This window comes from Bacteroides sp. OM05-12, from assembly GCF_003438995.1.
Lineage (GTDB): Bacteria > Bacteroidota > Bacteroidia > Bacteroidales > Bacteroidaceae > Bacteroides.
This window is the reverse complement of sequence record NZ_QSUN01000005.1, coordinates 64,477-82,932: the sequence shown is the minus strand read 5'-3', so window position 1 is coordinate 82,932 and position 18,456 is coordinate 64,477. Positions and strand designations below refer to the sequence as shown.

The window sequence follows — 18,456 nt, the reverse complement described above, 5'->3', positions numbered from 1 at the left end:
TTAGTCTTCTTGTTGTTCTTCCACTTTCAACGGATGAGAGAACATGAATCTGGCCCCACCCGTATAAGTAGGATCAATCCAAATATCTCCTCCAAAGATATTAAGTATCAGTTTACAGATAGAAAGTCCCAATCCGGTACCTTGAGCATATTCATTCAGTTTCTCAAAACGTTCGAAAACTTGTTTTTGCTTTTCTATAGGAATACCACATCCTGTATCTGTTACTGAAAATATAACCATTTGTGAAGCTTCATCTATTTCAAAATCAAGCGTTATTGAACCTTCAGGAGTAAACTTGGCTGCATTAGACAACAGATTTATCAAAATTTGCTGTAAACGCTGTACATCCGTTCTCAAAGTATACTCTTCTAATGAAGATTCAAACTTATACACCGCATTTGTCTTTCTCGCATAAGCTGAAGTTGCCACTACGTTATGACACAAACCGACGATATCACAATCCTCATAAACAAATTTGATACGTCCTGATTCAAGACGGGAAATATCAAGAATATCATTAATAAGGTGAAGTAATAAGCCTGAATTAGTCTGAATAATATCAAAATATTTTTGTTGTTCTTCGTGAGTAACATCACTGCTCACCAAAACATTCGAAAAGCCGACAATAGCATTAAGTGGCGTACGTATTTCATGGCTCATATTGGCAAGGAATGCGGTTTTCAACCGATTCGACTCTTCTGCCTTATCTTTTGCTTTACGTAATTCCACTTCAGATTTCATAAGATCATCCGCCAACAATTTAGCACGGATATAAAAATAAAGAGAAACTAAAAATCCCGCAAGCAAGATTAGGAAAGCCGCAACAACACCAATAATCCGGTATTTATATTCTTCGAAGAAAGAATGCGACACATTTATATATTCGGCATTTTTAGGCAATATATCCTTAGAAATATTCAACTCCTTTAATTTGGTTGCATCAAAGACATAGCTTCCGGGCACAAATTCTATATGTACTTGGCTTTGGCCTTTCCCACTAAAAAAGTCAACTACCTGACGAGCCATATCCTTGCCTACTATTTTGTAGTTCGGCATATATCCTCCAATAGCCCAATATCCCATACCGATAGAAGCAAGTGAAAAGACCGGCACATTCGGATTGGCATCCCGTAAAGTATAAGTTGCATTACGCATAAAATAACCCTCATTCATATCTACACGCCATGTACCTAACAACAAGACTGTGTTTTTCGGCAAATCTATAATTTTCGGCACAATCGTATAAATAGAATACTTTCTTCCATCAAGCAATATCGGATTATATTCAGGAAACTGCTTCATTTCTTTACGGAAAAGCGCTTGCATAGACACTCCTCCGTATGTATTATCAGAGAGGAAAGCTATATTTTTTGTTTCAGGATATAACTTTTTTATTAACTCTATATTCTTTGTAACGTTATACTCATAGGCAAATCCGGCTACAATATTACAATTTCTTACATCCTTAAAAGCGTCAATGCTTTCCGGCTCCCAATCGGCAAGAGCAGTTGTATCTGTCGGTAAAATAATAGCATTACGACTCGCCATGCCACACATGACAGGAATACGCGAGGGAAGCACCTTACTTTGTGACAAATAGGCAGACCATGCTTCTTGCCCTAAAAGAATTATCAAATCAGGAGAAACATTACGGTCATATTTCTCTAAGATATCAGCCATCTGTTTCTGCCATAACACAGATTCAGAAAAGCTCTTGCAGTTCATATTCTCGATAATCACAGACTTAGTGCCGCCTAAACGTTTATATTCATCTAAAAAAGAAGATAGATTTTCCGCGACCTGCCCTGTTTCAGGATTATAAGAACTAATAACAAGTATGTATTTTTCTTGCGGTGCATCAGCCTGAACACTTACCCAAGGCAAGATAAGCAGCATAAAAACCAGAATAATATATTTTATCCTCTTGAGTTTCACTTTTACTTATGAGCAGACTATTAACAATAATAATTAATTAGTTGCAAATATAATGCAAATATCGGATATATCTAGAAAAAAACACAAAAAACAAGATTAACATAATAATTATAAAAAAGAGAGGCAGCAACAACTAAACGGTTCTTTTTTTGTTGTCAGTCTAATAAAACATGTTAAACTAAATATTCGAGAACATGGCTTATATAGATTATTACAAGGTACTCGGAGTGGATAAAAGCGCTTCACAGGATGACATTAAAAAAGCATTCCGTAAACTGGCTAGGAAATATCATCCTGACCTGAATCCGAACGATCCGAGTGCCAAAGATAAATTTCAAGAAATAAACGAAGCAAATGAAGTGTTGAGCGATCCCGAGAAACGTAAAAAATACGATGAATACGGTGAACACTGGAAACATGCTGATGAGTTTGAAGCACAGAAGCAACAGTATCGAGGACATGCTGGTAGCGGTGGTGGAGGTGAATACTGGTATTCATCCGGACAGGGCTTTGATGGTTCAGGATTTGGAGGTGGTTTCGGAGGAAACGAAAGTGGATTTTCCGATTTCTTTGAATCTTTATTCGGAAATCATGGACGAACCGGGAATGGGAATCGCGGCGGTTTCAGGGGGCAGGATTACAATGCAGAGTTACAATTATCATTGCGTGACGCTGCACAAACGCATAAACAAATACTCAATGTGAACGGGAAAAGCATTCGTATTACCATACCGGCAGGTGTGGCAAACGGGCAAACCATCAAATTGAAAGGGCACGGCGCACCGGGTATCAATGGCGGACCGAACGGTGATTTATATATCACATTCGTTATTCCGGAAGATGCTACTTTCAAACGACTGGGAGATGACCTGTATATCACCGCTCCACTCAACCTGTATACCGCTATATTAGGAGGTGAGCAAACCGTAGAAACACTTGATGGAAAAGTTAAGCTGAAAGTCAAACCCGAAACGCAAAACGGAACAAAGGTAAGACTGAAGGGAAAAGGTTTTCCTGTCTATAAGCAGGAAGGTAAGGCCGGTGATTTAATTGTCACCTATTCCATTACTATACCTACGGGATTAACAGAAAAGCAAAAGGAATTATTCCGGGAATTGCAAAATAGTAAATAATAAAACGATTGAATTATGCAAACCGATTTAATTATTGTCAGTGAATACTGCAACAAATGCCATATAGAACCGTCATTTATCCTCATGCTGGAAGAAGACGGATTAATTGAGATTCAGGAAATGAATAAGGAAAAGTATCTGTTTGTTTCTCAGTTGGCAGATCTGGAAAGATATACCCGGATGTATTACGACCTTTCCATTAATATTGCCGGAATAGATGCCATTCATCATCTACTGGACAGAATGCAAAGTATGCAACAAGAAATTCATTTTCTTAGAAACCAATTGAATGTTTACCGGGAAAAGGAATACGAAGAAATAGAAGACTTCTAATACAGAACGATGTTTTAAAGCTCTTTCATCCTTCAGTTTCCGTATTTACGTTTGATTCATAACACGTTAGGCTGAATGATGCTATCCTTCAGCTGAAAGACGGAATATGTATTTTGATACCTCTGGTCCTGAACCTTTTTCAAGAGGATCTTTCAGTCTAAGAGCACTGATTATCAAACATATTCTCCAAAAGCTGAAGGATTGAAGGATAAATAAAAACAATTCCATTTTAACAGGAGTCTACGTCAGCAAAATGCAGCATTTTTAACTTCCGCTAGTTTTGAAACAATCATCAGGTTGATTTTAAAAAACATCGAAGTGAATTTAAAAAACATCTCGATGATTAAAAAAAACATCAGGTCGTTTGATTACAAAGATACGGTCGATTGATTACAAACTCCTATCGTTTGCAAACCATCGACCGTATGTTTTCTTGTCCGACCTTATTTTGAGATAAAAATATGCTATCTTTGCGCAACATCAAAGTATCATAAACACCATGAATATATTTCCTCAAATGATAGCTTCGGCTTTAAAGATAGCCGAGAAACAGGTAAACAATACATTAGGCCTCCTAAATGACGGGGCAACCATTCCTTTTATCAGCCGTTACCGTAAAGAGGTTACCGGCGGATTGGACGAAGTGCAGATCGGGAACATCAAAGAACAGCATGATAAACTCTGCGAATTGGAGAAAAGAAAAAACACGGTTCTCGAAACAATTGAAGAACAAGGGAAACTCTCCGACGAGCTAAAAAAACGCATTATCGCTTGCTGGGATAGCACAGAACTGGAAGATATCTATTTACCTTATAAACCCAAACGGAAAACACGTGCGGAAGTAGCACGCCAGAAAGGGTTAGAACCGCTTGCCATGACAATCATGATGCAGCGCGAAACAGACATCATGAGTAAAGCACGGTTATTTGTAAAAGGAGATGTAAAAGATGAAGAAGATGCACTGAAAGGTGCACGAGACATTATCGCCGAACAGATAAATGAAGACGAGCGAGCACGTAACCAAATACGTAACCAATTTACCCGTCAGGCAGTGATTACTTCCAAAGTGGTAAAAGGTAAAGAGGAAGAAGCGATTAAATATCGTGATTATTTTGATTTTTCCGAGCCGTTGAAACGGAGTTCTTCACACCGTATACTCGCTATTCGTCGAGGAGAAGCGGAAGGTTTGTTGAAAGTTGGCATATCGCCGGAAGATGACGAATGTATCGAACGGCTGGAACGCATTTTTGTCCGTAGCAACAACGAATGCGGTAAACAGGTTTCCGAAGCTGTCCGGGATTCTTATAAACGATTATTAAAACCTTCAATTGAAACGGAGTTTGCAGCCCTGTCCAAAGAAAAAGCAGACGAAGAAGCAATCCGGGTATTTGCCGAAAATCTGCGTCAATTATTATTAGCTCCTCCCTTGGGACAAAAACGAGTGTTAGGCATTGATCCCGGATTCCGTACCGGATGTAAACTTGTATGTCTTGATGCGCAAGGAAACCTTTTACATAATGAAGCGATCTATCCGCATCCTCCCAAGAACGAGAACAGTATAGCCGGACGTAAAGTAGCTAAATTAGTTGAAATGTACGACATACAGGCGATTGCTATTGGCAATGGAACAGCAAGTCGGGAAACAGAGTCATTTATTACTTCCTTACGATTCGACCGGGAAGTACAGGTGTTCGTTGTAAGTGAAAACGGGGCGTCCATCTATTCGGCATCCAAAACCGCAAGAGAAGAGTTTCCCGATTACGATGTTACCGTACGCGGAGCTGTATCTATCGGCAGACGATTGATGGACCCGTTAGCGGAATTGGTTAAAATAGAACCCAAATCCATCGGTGTGGGACAATACCAGCATGATGTAGACCAGACCAAGCTAAAAAAATCTCTTGACCAAACCGTAGAGAATTGCGTCAATCTGGTAGGTGTGAACCTGAATACCGCAAGCCGCCATCTGCTCACCTATATCTCCGGTTTAGGACCACAACTGGCACAAAACATCGTAGATTATCGTACCGAAAACGGGGCATTCACATCCCGTAAGCAACTAATGAAAGTCCCTCGGATGGGAGCCAAAGCATTCGAACAATGCGCAGGATTTCTCCGTATTCCCCAAGCTAAAAATCCATTGGATAACACAGCCGTACATCCGGAAAGTTATTATATAGTAGAAGAAATGGCTAAAGATATGAACTGTACGGTAGAAGATCTTATTGCCAATAGAGAATTACGTTCTAAAATCAATCTGGAAAAATACCTATCCCCTACTGTCGGTATGCCCACACTCAACGATATTATGCAAGAACTGGATAAACCGGGGCGTGATCCGCGACAAAAAATCAAAGTATTCGAGTTTGATAAAAATATCAGAACAATCGAAGATTTGCATGAAGGAATGACCCTACCCGGCATTGTAACCAATATTACTAACTTCGGATGCTTTGTTGACGTAGGCATTAAAGAAAACGGATTAGTACATGTATCACAATTGGCAGATAAATTCATTTCCGACCCGACTGAAATAGTCTCAATACACCAACACGTAATGGTACAAGTCATTGGCGTGGATATGGAACGAAAACGAGTACAGCTAACAATGAAAGGAATAGAACAATAAATAGAAAAACCGCCCAATTAGTTACAAATTGCAACCAAATAAAAAGAATAAAATAACGAATATATAAGTTTTGCTTCTTTTTATTTTTATTTTTAAAATATAAGATATACATTTGCCGCATTCTATAATAAAAAACAGAAACGTCGTATCCAGTAATGTGCCACGTTAGATGCAGGCAAATGTATAAATTATGCAATATTCAAAGAATAGGAATATTCTTATATATTGTAAGAAGAAGCTCCCAAAACAGCTCCATTTTTTTTGTATATATATCACTCTTTTTAATATTCCTTTCATCATGTTTCCCGACAGAATCCTATGGACAAGAAGCACCGGTTTCACATTACAGGAAAATAAAAGAAATAAACGAAGACTCAATTGTACCATTTAAAGACAGATGGGCTTTTAAAACCAATGCGGTTGACTGGCTATGCATACTCCCAAATCTGACGGCAGAGTTTGATTTGGGAAATTCGCCATATAATCGTCACACACTAAGCCTCGGAGCTAAATGGAATTGGAATACTTCACAGAATTATAAACCTTCCACTGTATACAATCTCTTTACTACCCGCATGGAATTTCGTTCATACTACCGTACTACTATCCGCAATGATAGACGTCCGGATACTGTAAAGATCGGTTTTTTCAAACGCCTTAAAGAAGATGTATTCACTAAAAGAAGATTTCATCCCCGCTACTGGCGCGCTTATTATATCGGAGCATATGTAGATGCCTCCAGTTATACATTAAAATTCGGTAAACAAGGCAAACAAGGTAAAGCTATAGGAGCCGGCATCTCCGCAGGATTCAGTATACCTTTATATGGTTATCGCAATCATGCCGTAGATCTGGAGATAGGTGGAAGTGTGGGATTATTATATACAAAATATGATGTATTTGAATATGACAGAGAAAGTAATTGTTATCCCCGAATCCCGGAAAAGAGTAAAGGCGGGCATCTGGTTCCATTCCCTGTCATAAGCAATTTAAATGTATCTTTTGTATACCGTTTTGCATCTATAAAGAACAAGTACAAAATGCAAAAAGAACCTAAATAAAAACGATATGAGGAAATTATACATATATATAATAATAGGTATAGCTTCTTTATTGTGGAGTGCATGTACAGATGTGCAGCTCTGCGACGTATCCGTACATCCGCATTTGGCACAAGTTTCTTTTAAGTTTAACTGGGGAACACTTGACAAAACAAAACCGGATTCAATGTATGTCATCGTTAGTCGCCCGCTCAATACATACCATGATTATTTCAGTTTACCTTCCGTCAACAGTAGTCCGGTAGGAATGAAAAGTGGAGAATATTTCATGGTAGCTTGCAACAAGGACAGTATGGTTGATATCGTAAACCTGAATGAATTCAAAACAGACTTTAGTAACATCAGTTTAGAAGACCTAGCCCTTCGTATGAAAAGTCTGAAACGTGAGGAAGTTCCACAACTGGCAGGAATGGACTGGATAGATTTTAGTCCCGGATACAGTTATATGGCAAATACCGGAGCATTCTTTGCCGATGTACAGAATTACATATCAATATACACCGGAAATTCTGCAGAAATTAGTTTCTTTCCTAAAATATTAACTCAGAATATCACAATTCGTCTAGAAATAGAAACCGACAATTCAGTACAACTAGAAGAAATAATGGCAGAAATAGCCGGGATCCCAATGGATATGAATCCTTATAATGGTATTGTTAACGAAGCAAACTTAGGTAAAATGATTTATTCTCCCGATTTAGCAAAAAGACAAGATAACGTTAGTACGTTCGAAGGGACGATTAGTGTATTCGGATTAGTAGCCGGACAAGACGAGAAAGCAGTATCCGGCCCGGGAGTTTTACAAATAGCCGTTTTAGCCAAGTCCGAGAGTAAAAAAAAGATCTTTCGCGCCGGAGTCAATATATCCAAACTGATAACAGAAGCCGGTTTACTTAAATCATCAGAGAGCGGGGAAGGCAATGTAAAAGCAAAAGAAACAGCCACCCTCATTATTGACCGGCAATTAAAGATTAAAGCCGGAGAAATAGAGAAAGAAGAAGAAGACGGAGTGAGCGGATGGTTCACAAATGAAGAAAATGGAGATATTAACGTAGATATATAATAAAATATAAATGAAAAAAATAATATTATCCGGTATAATTCTACTCCTGGCAATGTTAACAAGCTGTGCCGACCGTTCATTTCAGGGAGATGGTCCGGACACTCCGGACATAGAGATACTAGATGAACCCGTGCCTGTATTATTGGCAATCGGAGATCCCAGCTATACAGTTCTTAGCCGTGGCAATGGAGCTTTCAATCCATTACCCGGTATGCATGCAGATACTTTATTGAGAGATAAATCTACATTTTATATTTATGCCTTTAGCAGTGATGATAACGTAGATTTCTCCGGGAAATACGCAGATAATAAAGAAGTGCCTGATAATTGTTTGGTTGATGGTACTCATTTGGGAGACAATAATATGAAAGGTGGTATGCCTGCCGTATTTAATCGGGACGACTATGCATACCTGCTATGGCAGAATGATACGGAAATTAATTATAATACCACCCATCAAAGCTGTCCATATACATTTTATGCATTCTATGTAGATGATTTATTCACAAATAATATAATAACCGACAAAGATATTTCGCGTACTTCCGACCAAATATCCTTTCCGGTACAGATAGACGGCAGACAGGATTTGATGTCATCCGTAGCTACTTTATCCGAGACACAATTGGGAATTATTAACGGGATGTCTGTTAACGAACGGAATAATATGCTTAATTATCATTTCAGTGCTTATACCGCCCATCGAGGAGTGCACCCTTATTTCCAATTCAAGCACCACATGGCACGATTAAAGTTCCAAATTTATGCAGGCGATTCCATTAAAGCCGGTAAAGTAGTCCTTGATACCATATCTGTAAAAGCCAATACGATAGGAAAATTCGTAGTTGTATCTAAGAATACGGATGAGATAGGCCTGTCCGACTGGACAAATATGAGATATCTCTATTTAACGGAGAGTGACGGAAGCGATCTCCGACAAGACTTTTATAAAGCAATCTGGCAAGAAGGTGATAAATCCAAAGATGTATATGACCGTAAGGCTACTGATATAGGAAGCGACTTGTTACTTCCACCAGACGATTCTTATGATCTTTTAGTCCGTTTCAAACAAACGGAAGATAATGGAATCGTAAGGTATTTCACAACTCCGCAAAATATTAAGAACAACGGAGGATTTAAACCCGGATATATTTATAATGTACGTATTGCCGTATATGGAGATATAGAGATACAAATTTCAATTGAAATAGAACAATGGAAAGACGGTGGAAATACAGACGTTGATCCGGATAATGAATTTGAATTTTAATAATCACTTTAATATTAACTCTTAAAACAATTTTAGTATGAAGAAAAATTTGTTTTTTGCAATGATGGCAATCTGTGTGATGGCATCTTGTTCTAAGGATTCAGACGTTGCCGGTGGTTCGGATAACGATCAGGAAGCAGCAATTCAACTGTCAGTAACATCTCAAAATGCGAGAGCTACCACCAAAGGTATTGGTATGGTAGGCGGACAAACGACAGAAACTAATGTTTGGAATGGTGAAACGGTAAATATCTATGCCATTGAAAAACATTTCCCTACCGGAACAACTACGTATGACACCTATTCATACCAACTCACCAATGACGGAGTAAGTACAACGGTAAATGGAGATTTATTGCTAATCAACAATGAACCGGCAATCGCACCGACAGCAACAGTAGAACCAATGAATCAAAGCAAACTTGACTGGAAAGATAATATAACCAGATATTTCCCCAGAACAAAGGCTTATGATTTCTTTGGATATCACATTGATGATGCAAGTACGGGAGATCCGGAGATTATCGAAGTAGCAAGCAAAGACAGTGCTATTGCAGTACCGTTTATCATTGACGGTTCACAGGACTTGATGGTAGCCAAAGCTGTATTAACGGATGCTCAAAAAGCATTATTGACAGACCCTGCAGATCCAGGAAAAGCATATAGCGCTTACACAGCCCGTAAAGGTGTGCAACCAAACATGACTTTCAACCACTTGCTTACACAACTGAACTTCAATGTCTATGCAGGAAACGAAGGAGGAGAAAATGTGTTTATTAAAGAAATCAGAGTGAAATCTAAAAACACAGGTAAGCTATTGGTTGTTTACAACCCTTCTGTTACAGATTATATTCAATGGGAAGAAACCACTGAGAAATTAATATTGCAAGAAGAAGCGCAACCCGCCTCTTCCACTGCAAATCTTGTGATGCTAAACAATGGAATTACTTGGTATACAACAAGTGCTGAGGTATATAATAACATTCAAAATGTTCCTGAAACTAAACCGGCAGATGTAAGCAAATTCGGTAAATATTATCCGGTATGGGATGATGCAGAAGGAGCTACACAAAAGGCAACAGTAGTGGGAGCCGGTTTATTAGTATCTCCCGCAGGGACAGATTATTATGAAGTTGAATTTGATGTAGTACAATACTATGATATAGACGGTAATAAAATTCCATTTACACAAAGCACTTATAGTTATCCTACTCAAAAGATCAATCCCCCTACAGAAGGAGAGTCCAAAGGACTATTCCTTGCCGGATATGCATATAACATTAACTTAACCGTTTGGGGATTACAAAAGATTGATATTACCGCTGAACTCACTGCTTGGAAAGATGGCGGTAGCATTCCTATTGATCCGGATAATGAATTCTAATAAACAAGAAAATCCATGAAAAGAAATATATTACCTTATATGTTGGCAGCAGTATTGCTGCTGCCGGCATGTTCCAAAGATGATAATAATACTATCATCGATGAGAATGGGGACGAATTAATGGAAGTATCTCTCAATGCTACAGCTCCAACTATCAATACGACTACTAAAGCAGTTGTAGATCAAGACAATTGGACTACCGCCGGACATAATTTCGGAGTTCTGGGTTTAGCGAATAGTTTTAACTGGGATGATACAAGTGTTGCTGCCGACAAAGATATCCGCCTGATAGACAACGCCCAATCTACTATTGCAGCTATTCTGCCAAACGGATACAGTATTACTCTCGATAAGCCTTATGCATATCCTGCCGGATATATCACGGGGTTATATAAGAATTATTCTTTTTATTCCTATTATCCTTATGCTACTGTCAGCTATACCACCACGACAGCAACTTGTACATATACGCTTGACGGAACACAAGACATTTTGTGGGGAATTGCAGTAGCCGAAGATAAAACAGTTGGAGACGTTGTGTATAAAGGTTATAACGCACGCTATCTGAGAAAAGGTGGAGAAGAACCGAATATCAATTTTAACCACCTACTCACGCGTTTTACATTCAAAATCATAGCCGGAAATGATCCGGAAAACAATATTCCTCCTACAGAACTGGAAGTAAGAAAGATCATTTTTAATGAAATACCGACAAATGCAACGCTTACGATAGCCCAAAACAACGCTACCGGAGGCGAGTTATACTGTGACGGTTCTGATGATATTATACTAAAAAATGCAGACGGGACTGATGCTACAGCAACTACACCGGGTACTGATACAGGTGTTTCAATGGGTGAAAGCATTATGGTTCCTTCCAATACTACTACATTATACAAAGTATCGATTACAATTGGTTTGAACGAAACCGGTAAGACCAATCACCCGGCATTAGCAAACGAAGAATACACTTCACAGTTCAGTATCGAGAAAAGTGATAAGAGTGCTTTTGTAAAGGGAGATTCTCATGAAGTGACACTTACAGTAAACGGAATGCGTAACATTAATATTTCTGCCACATTGACTCATTGGAACACCGGAGAAGATCTTGGAATAGAAATCAACTAAGGATTCATTGAAATATGAATAAGTATATATTAGGAATATTACCGATGCTTCTTCTCGCTTCATGTAGCGAAGAAGCGGATATAAAAAACATTGACTCAAACAAGGGGGTGGAAATTACTTTCACCTCCGGCGTCAATGCCAATATGTCATTGGAAATAGACAAAGCCAAAAGTCGTTCTATCATTGAGAATACATACTTTTCAGCGGGAGAACAGATAGGTATTTACGGCATAAAATCTACTGCCGATGAAATGAATTTATTGGATTGGACAAAAGAAAACATTGTCATGCAAGAGTATCTGGACAATGCACAGTATGAAGCCAAAGCATTTGCTAACGGCTCACAATTACTGAAACAGAACGCAACACCGAAATTTCCGGATGAATCAGGAGCAGCTCTGGTGTTCTATGCATATTATCCTTATACCGCCAATGTTTCATATACGGCAGGCAGTGCACCGATCATCCCGGTTGAAATTCAGTCTACTGTTGAAGCTACGCCTGATTATATGTATACAGGAAAAGAACCTGTTGCTGCCGGTGTTGCCGAAAAGTCCGTCGATGTACCTCTTACATTTAACCATGCTTTAGGCAGACTGGACTTTTATATAAAAACAATGGTTGATGATTTTACAACTGCTCCTATTTTGAATAAGATAACAGTTACAACTGTAGAGGGACAAAAAGGTAGCATGGATATCTCAACCGGAGACATCACTACAGATAAGAGTCTCGAAACTACTGCAACAAATGTATTCGAGGATAGTCCAAATACAAATATAACGGTCACCTCTACCCTTGCTTCCAAGTTTATGTTTATCCCGGCAGTTGATGCTATTCAAAAAATAGAATTAGCATTGACTAATGAAAACGGTACTCCGACTGAATATACATTATATGATAAAAGTACAGGAGCAGAAGCGATTAAGTTGGTGAAAGGTAAAACAACCAAAATCACGATTAATTATACCCGTACAGTCAACATGACTGCAACAGTAGAGACATGGGTGGACGGGGAAAACGATAAAGAAATTGATATTAATTAATTGATATGTTTCGAAAACTGAAATACATACTACTATCATCCGTCATTCTATTTGTCGGAGTGCAAAATGCTTCGTCACAGAGAGTGGCAGTGAAGACCAATGCTTTAATGATTGCAGCAGGTACACCCAATGCCGGTTGTGAATTCGTTGTCGGCGACCGATCAAGTATGGATATTTCAGTTTTCGGAAATTATAAACCTTACGGCACAGATATTAAAATGATAGGCATACAACCGGAATACCGCTTTTGGTTTAACGGTCGCCCTATGGTTCGGGAATATCTCGGCATTGCAGCATTGGGGGTCAATTATGATATTACCTGGAAGAAGAACATCTACAAAGGCGATGCCGCAGGGATAGGTATAACAATGGGATATTCGATTCTTTTGGGTAAACACTGCAATGTGGAGTTTTACGGAGGATTCGGTGCTATCTATTTTCAGCAGAAGCAATACTATATCAGTGATAATTTCAAGGATTATACCACCAACGGTTTAGGTAGAGCCAATGCTCACGGGTATAAGTTATTACCCATCAAACTAGGTGTATCTTTCTCTTATATTATTAAATAAACATGAAAGCAGCATTACAATCGTTTTATTGTTTCTTGTTCCTTTTGCTAATTCAAGCGCTATGCATATCAACATATGCACAACAGATAAAGTTGGTATCCGGACGCGTTATTGACAAAGAGACCAAAAAGCCATTTAAAGATGAAGCTGTATGGGTATATGCTTTTAATACTATAGCCGGTGCACAAGAAGCAAAAGACGCAATCGACAATCAAACAGTAGAAATTGGTAGAGCAGACGGAGAAGCGACAACGGATGCCGGAGGAAACTATGAAATACGAGTAGCGGAAACCGGAGCACTTATATTCAAAGTCGGCGTTGCTCCCTGTGTACTCGAAGCCGTAAACTATCGTATGGAAATTAATGTATCGATTGATGCCGGCATCATGATAGCCCCCATTGAGATTCTAGGGATTTCCAAAGATATAAACCCGATAGAAACAGCACCGACCATGATAGGGAACAAACTGATGATGCACAATACTTTCCCCATACCTGCCCAATTCGGAAAAACAAACGGACGCCTTATCATACAACCCTACGTAGTGCAGTGTGATAATCTGGATACGATTTGCTACTCACATCCTATTATTTATGACGGAGAACAATATAAGTTAACTCAAGAAAGGCGAATGGGATATGATCTGCGCCATGACCCTTTAGCACAGTTTGCCAGTTCTTCTCCGCTAACCGAAAACAGGATGAATGTATCTTGGGAAGATACCATATCCGTGCCCGACCCGACCAAAAACTATTTTGGTAATGCGGTTATCCAACTGGAAGATTTCAATGTAATTTATTATTCCAAAACAGCCAAGATAATCAGCTGCGAAGCAAAACGCCCGCTAAAGTTCCTTGAATACTCTCTGGAACAATACAATTTGGATCCGAACAAGTATATCCGAAAACCAAAGCGAGAGTTAAGAAACGGCGCCACCAATGTATCATTAACTTTCCTTGTGGGTAAAGCTGAGATAGATCCGGACGACGAAGGGAATGCAATGCAACTCAATAAGCTGAAAGAAGACCTGATGGGAATCATCCAATGTGAAGACTGTAAACTGAAAGAAATACATGTCACGGGAGTTTCATCACCGGAAGGGGTTTATAGTTCCAATTACACCTTAGCACAACGCCGCGCTGCATTCGCCAAACAACAAATCACAAACCTATTGCCTTCTAAAGCACTGTCCCGTGTATTTATGCCTGCTCCGGATGCTCAAGTAGCCGATTGGACGGATGTGGCAGATATATTGGAAAAGGATTCTCTTTTTGAAGAAGCAAAAGAGATTAGAAAAATTATAGAAGGGTCTCCTAAAAACAAAGATATACAATTTGCCCAAATAAAGAAATTACCTTCCTATCAAACAACTATCAGAGAGCATTTACCAAAACTACGCTATATGCGCTTTGAGTATAAACATGAGATATTCAGAGAACTTACCCCTGAAGAAATCCTCTCCCGGTATGAAAACGACAAAGATTACCGTACCGGAAAGAAGAAATTCGCTTTATACGAATACTGGCATTTATTCCGGTTAGTAAAAGACGCCAAAGAATTAGAAGACCTATATAGAAGGGCTTACGAGGATTCTAAAGAAATAGAGGGACAACCGTGGATACTTCCTGCTAACAATCTGGCTGTATCTTACTTGAAACGAGACACGGTAGACGTATCCATACTGGAACCTTTTATCGACAGAAAGACCAAGGGAGCAAATATAGAACGCACGCGCATAGACGGAGTGACGAAAGAAATAATCAATCCGGAAGAAGTCGTAGCCAACCAACTTGCCATGTACTTGAAAGCAAATAACTTTGAGCAGGCAAGTATCATGGCGCAAATTCTACCTGATACGGAAAAGAATGCCAAACTTAAAGCATTTGCCATGTGTTTGGGGGGCTATTATAAAGGAGGACGTACTCCTGAAGAAAGAGAACAGGCACATAAAGTATTCGACCTTGTGAAATCAACTTCACCGCTTAATGAAGTTATCATGAATCTGGCAATGGATTCCAAAGGATATGATGCAATGGCTTTACGTGCTTCCAAGAATCTTCCGGCAGACGATCCTAAGACATGGTACCTAAAAGCTATCATTCATAACCGTACCGGAGAAGCCGGATTTGAAAGTGCCAAGAATTGTCTTGTCAAATGTTTCCAACTGGACGAATCTTATCAACACATAGCCGAGATGGATGGAGACATCGGTAAGGATTTATATGAATACACGATGGATATGTATCCTACGGATATAGATATGATAGACATACTCATACAACAGTATAACTTATAAAAAAATGCCTGTACACTTTAAATTATATATAGTCATCCTGTGCTGCATAATACCTGTCACAAGTATATATGCACAGCAAGATACAATCACAAAAACACAAAAAGGATTTAATGCATTGAATTATTCTTTGCAGAAACGGTACATACCCAAAGGACAGGAGTTTAAGAACAATAATTTCTCCGATAATCTGTATATCGGCATTTGGGGAGGCATCGACAAGATAGTACCCAGGGCAGGAACAAAATTGTCTTTGGGAGAACAAGCCGGAGTCTCTGCAACAAAAGAATTTAATGCAATAAACGGCATGAGATTATCCGGTTATTGGAAATCATTTAGCTGTGAAAGTGATAACATGAGACTGAACGGATATGGCATCGCTGTCGACCATATATTCAATATAAGTGCCTTCCTGAATGGATACGATCCTCATCGTTTTATGGAAATCTCCACAGTAGAAGGCTTGGGAGGGCGCATATCCACATTGGGCGGTGAAGTAAAAGGTTCATTCGATCTTCATCTGGGATTACAATTGAAAATAAATACCAACTCACGCATAAATATCTTTATCGAACCTCAAATAGCTATCCTTACAGATGGTGCAGACCATTCTTCACAAAGGAATTGGCACAAATACGATGTTGGTTATGGCGGAATTATAGGAATTAACTATCGGTTAGGAAGTTATTATAAACGGGATAAGACGCAGATATATACGGAGTATGAAAGATTCCTCGCCAATTCATTCATCAGTATCGGAGGAGGAGTGCAATTTCAGAATTCCGCATTGGTTCGACAAATAGGAATACTCAAATCCATAGGTCCAAACGGTTACTTATCACTTGGGAAATGGCTTATTAACCCATTCGGTATCCGTATAAGCGGATTTATATCGCAAAATGACTGGCGTTACAACGAAGATATAGCACAGAATGAATGGTGCAGATATGGAGGCGCACGAATTGAAGCGATGCTCAATCCTATTGCCTTTTTCACGAAGGACAAGTTTGTTCGCTGGGAGGTAATCCCTATGTTTGGGGTGGAATTCGGAAAAATGAATAAACAAAATGGAAGCGATCCGATTCAAAAGTCATATACTGCCATGACAGGAGGAATACAATTAAAATACTACATAAAAAAGAATCTGGCAGTCTTTATAGAACCTCATGCTTCACATATCCCCTACTCCTTTATCAAAAAAGGAGAAAAGACGAAGTCTTCATATGCCGATGATGTATTCAACCTAAATATCGGAATAGAGTTCAGAACGCGGAAATAGAATATTTAACGAATATCATCTATTTTATCTTTGGAGAAAAGACGTATACTATCAAAAATATATATCTTTGTTCCGAACAAACATTATGATCATGAAAAATAGACTCTTATGGATAATCTTGCTAGTAGGATTTAATATTTGCCATCTATCTGCACAAATGAGTATTCGCGTACCGGAAGTAGGTGAACTAAGAGCGCAACTAACGGAGGAAGAAGCACAACAGGTTACGCATCTTACACTGACAGGTAAATTAAATGCCATTGATTTCAAAGTATTGAGGGACGAATTCAACAAACTTGAATATTTGGATCTGACCAATGCCGAAATTAAACTGTATGTAGGCAAAAAAGGTACATATCCGGAAAAGACCTATGTATATCCGATGAACTGTATTCCCGCTTATGCATTCAAAGACAAGAAAACATTAAAACAGGTTATATTATCTCCTAATTTAAAGAATATTGAAGACTGTGCATTCATGGGATGTGATAATCTGAGAATTTGCCAGATAAAGAAAAAGAAGTCGGTTAATTTGCTTCCGCAAGCATTAAATGATTCTCTTACAACTGTATTCGTGCCACTGGGAAGTCGTGACGAGTATTGGCGTAAGCCTCAATGGGAACATTTTAATATATTGGAAGGTGATCCTGTTTCGGTAACTGTCACTGTGAATGAACCGGGTACACTGGATAATGAGATCCGCAAAAGTGGCTATCGCCCCGACCAGATAAACTTCCTAAAAGTATCCGGCAGTATGGATCTTGCCGATTTCAAAAACATACGCGATAATATGCCTGATCTTGTAGGCATAGATTTGTCTGAAAGCAATAACGGAATCATTCCCGAATTTACATTTGCACAGAAAAGGTACTTGATGTACATTGATTTTCCAAAAACGTTGAAAACTATCGGGCAACGTGCATTCAGCGGTTGTACGCATTTAAGCGGTGAACTGGTATTGCCGGAAAGTGTAACTGAAGTTGGAGATAGTGCATTTCTGGGATGTGACAGATTGGAAAAAGTAATGCTTAACGGAAAAGACGTCAAATAAGCACATGGATACGTCTTTGTGCATGTTTTCAAATTGTATTCGTACTGCCTTCACCTTATCACTTTTAGAGATAAATCACTATATAGTAATAGGTTAGAGTGAAGGTAACTTTTCACAACAAATAATAAAAGCTCTCCCTCTGTTTATAGAGGGAGTACCTCTGAAAGAGGGGAGGGAGTGTCTTTTTCTCAATTCTCAACTTAAAAAAAAGAACTCCTCCGTCACTACGTGACACCTCCTCTATAAACAGAGGAGGAGCTTTAATACCCTAACTTGAT

14 protein-coding genes are annotated in these 18,456 nt (G+C 38.9%); 13 read left to right on the top strand and 1 reads right to left on the bottom strand.

The genetic code is table 11. The annotated features are described in order from the left end of the window. On the bottom strand, positions 1-1,896 hold the full coding sequence (locus tag DXB63_RS06340) for an ATP-binding protein (RefSeq protein ID WP_122125567.1): 1,896 nt from the start codon (positions 1,894-1,896) through the stop codon (positions 1-3). 233 nt (positions 1,897-2,129) lie between these two features. Here DXB63_RS06340 and DXB63_RS06335 point away from each other — a divergent pair, with 233 nt between their 5' ends. The 13 genes from DXB63_RS06335 to DXB63_RS06275 all read left to right on the top strand — a co-directional run bounded on the left by DXB63_RS06335 (position 2,130) and on the right by DXB63_RS06275 (position 18,178). Further along, positions 2,130-3,068: a DnaJ C-terminal domain-containing protein gene (locus tag DXB63_RS06335; RefSeq protein WP_122125566.1), complete on the top strand. Its 939-nt coding sequence runs from the start codon at positions 2,130-2,132 to the stop codon at positions 3,066-3,068. A 15-nt stretch (positions 3,069-3,083) separates the two neighbouring features. Further along, positions 3,084-3,401 carry a chaperone modulator CbpM gene (locus DXB63_RS06330; RefSeq protein ID WP_122125565.1) on the top strand — a complete coding sequence of 106 codons (318 nt, stop codon included), beginning with the start codon at positions 3,084-3,086 and terminating at the stop codon, positions 3,399-3,401. 499 nt (positions 3,402-3,900) lie between these two features. Beyond that, on the top strand, positions 3,901-6,030 hold the full coding sequence (locus DXB63_RS06325; protein ID WP_122125564.1) for a Tex family protein: 2,130 nt from the start codon (positions 3,901-3,903) through the stop codon (positions 6,028-6,030). Between the two features lie 179 nt (positions 6,031-6,209). Then, positions 6,210-7,091 (top strand): DUF3575 domain-containing protein, encoded by an 882-nt coding sequence (locus DXB63_RS06320; protein ID WP_122125563.1) that lies wholly within the window; start codon positions 6,210-6,212, stop codon positions 7,089-7,091. 7 nt (positions 7,092-7,098) lie between these two features. Further along, positions 7,099-8,154 carry a hypothetical protein gene (locus DXB63_RS06315; RefSeq protein ID WP_122347992.1) on the top strand — a complete coding sequence of 352 codons (1,056 nt, stop codon included), beginning with the start codon at positions 7,099-7,101 and terminating at the stop codon, positions 8,152-8,154. 10 nt (positions 8,155-8,164) lie between these two features. Then, complete coding sequence (locus DXB63_RS06310; protein ID WP_122125561.1) at positions 8,165-9,424, top strand: fimbrillin family protein; 1,260 nt, start codon at positions 8,165-8,167, stop codon at positions 9,422-9,424. 37 nt (positions 9,425-9,461) lie between these two features. Further along, positions 9,462-10,808: a fimbrillin family protein gene (locus DXB63_RS06305; RefSeq protein WP_122125560.1), complete on the top strand. Its 1,347-nt coding sequence runs from the start codon at positions 9,462-9,464 to the stop codon at positions 10,806-10,808. 15 nt (positions 10,809-10,823) lie between these two features. Further along, positions 10,824-11,936, top strand: coding sequence for a fimbrillin family protein (locus DXB63_RS06300; RefSeq protein ID WP_122125559.1), 1,113 nt, complete (start codon positions 10,824-10,826; stop codon positions 11,934-11,936). A 14-nt stretch (positions 11,937-11,950) separates the two neighbouring features. After that, the gene (locus DXB63_RS06295; protein WP_122125558.1) at positions 11,951-12,982 is read left to right on the top strand and encodes a fimbrillin family protein; all 1,032 of its coding nucleotides are present in this window, start codon (positions 11,951-11,953) and stop codon (positions 12,980-12,982) included. A 5-nt stretch (positions 12,983-12,987) separates the two neighbouring features. Then, positions 12,988-13,554: a DUF3575 domain-containing protein gene (locus DXB63_RS06290; protein WP_122125557.1), complete on the top strand. Its 567-nt coding sequence runs from the start codon at positions 12,988-12,990 to the stop codon at positions 13,552-13,554. Positions 13,555-13,556: 2 nt separating this feature from the next. Then, complete coding sequence (locus tag DXB63_RS06285) at positions 13,557-15,851, top strand: hypothetical protein (protein WP_122125556.1); 2,295 nt, start codon at positions 13,557-13,559, stop codon at positions 15,849-15,851. A gap of 4 nt (positions 15,852-15,855) precedes the next feature. Continuing rightward, positions 15,856-17,127 carry a hypothetical protein gene (locus tag DXB63_RS06280; protein ID WP_122125555.1) on the top strand — a complete coding sequence of 424 codons (1,272 nt, stop codon included), beginning with the start codon at positions 15,856-15,858 and terminating at the stop codon, positions 17,125-17,127. Between the two features lie 91 nt (positions 17,128-17,218). Beyond that, entirely contained in the window at positions 17,219-18,178 is a 960-nt protein-coding gene (locus DXB63_RS06275; protein ID WP_158563647.1) for a leucine-rich repeat domain-containing protein, read from the top strand. Positions 18,179-18,456 lie beyond the last annotated feature (278 nt).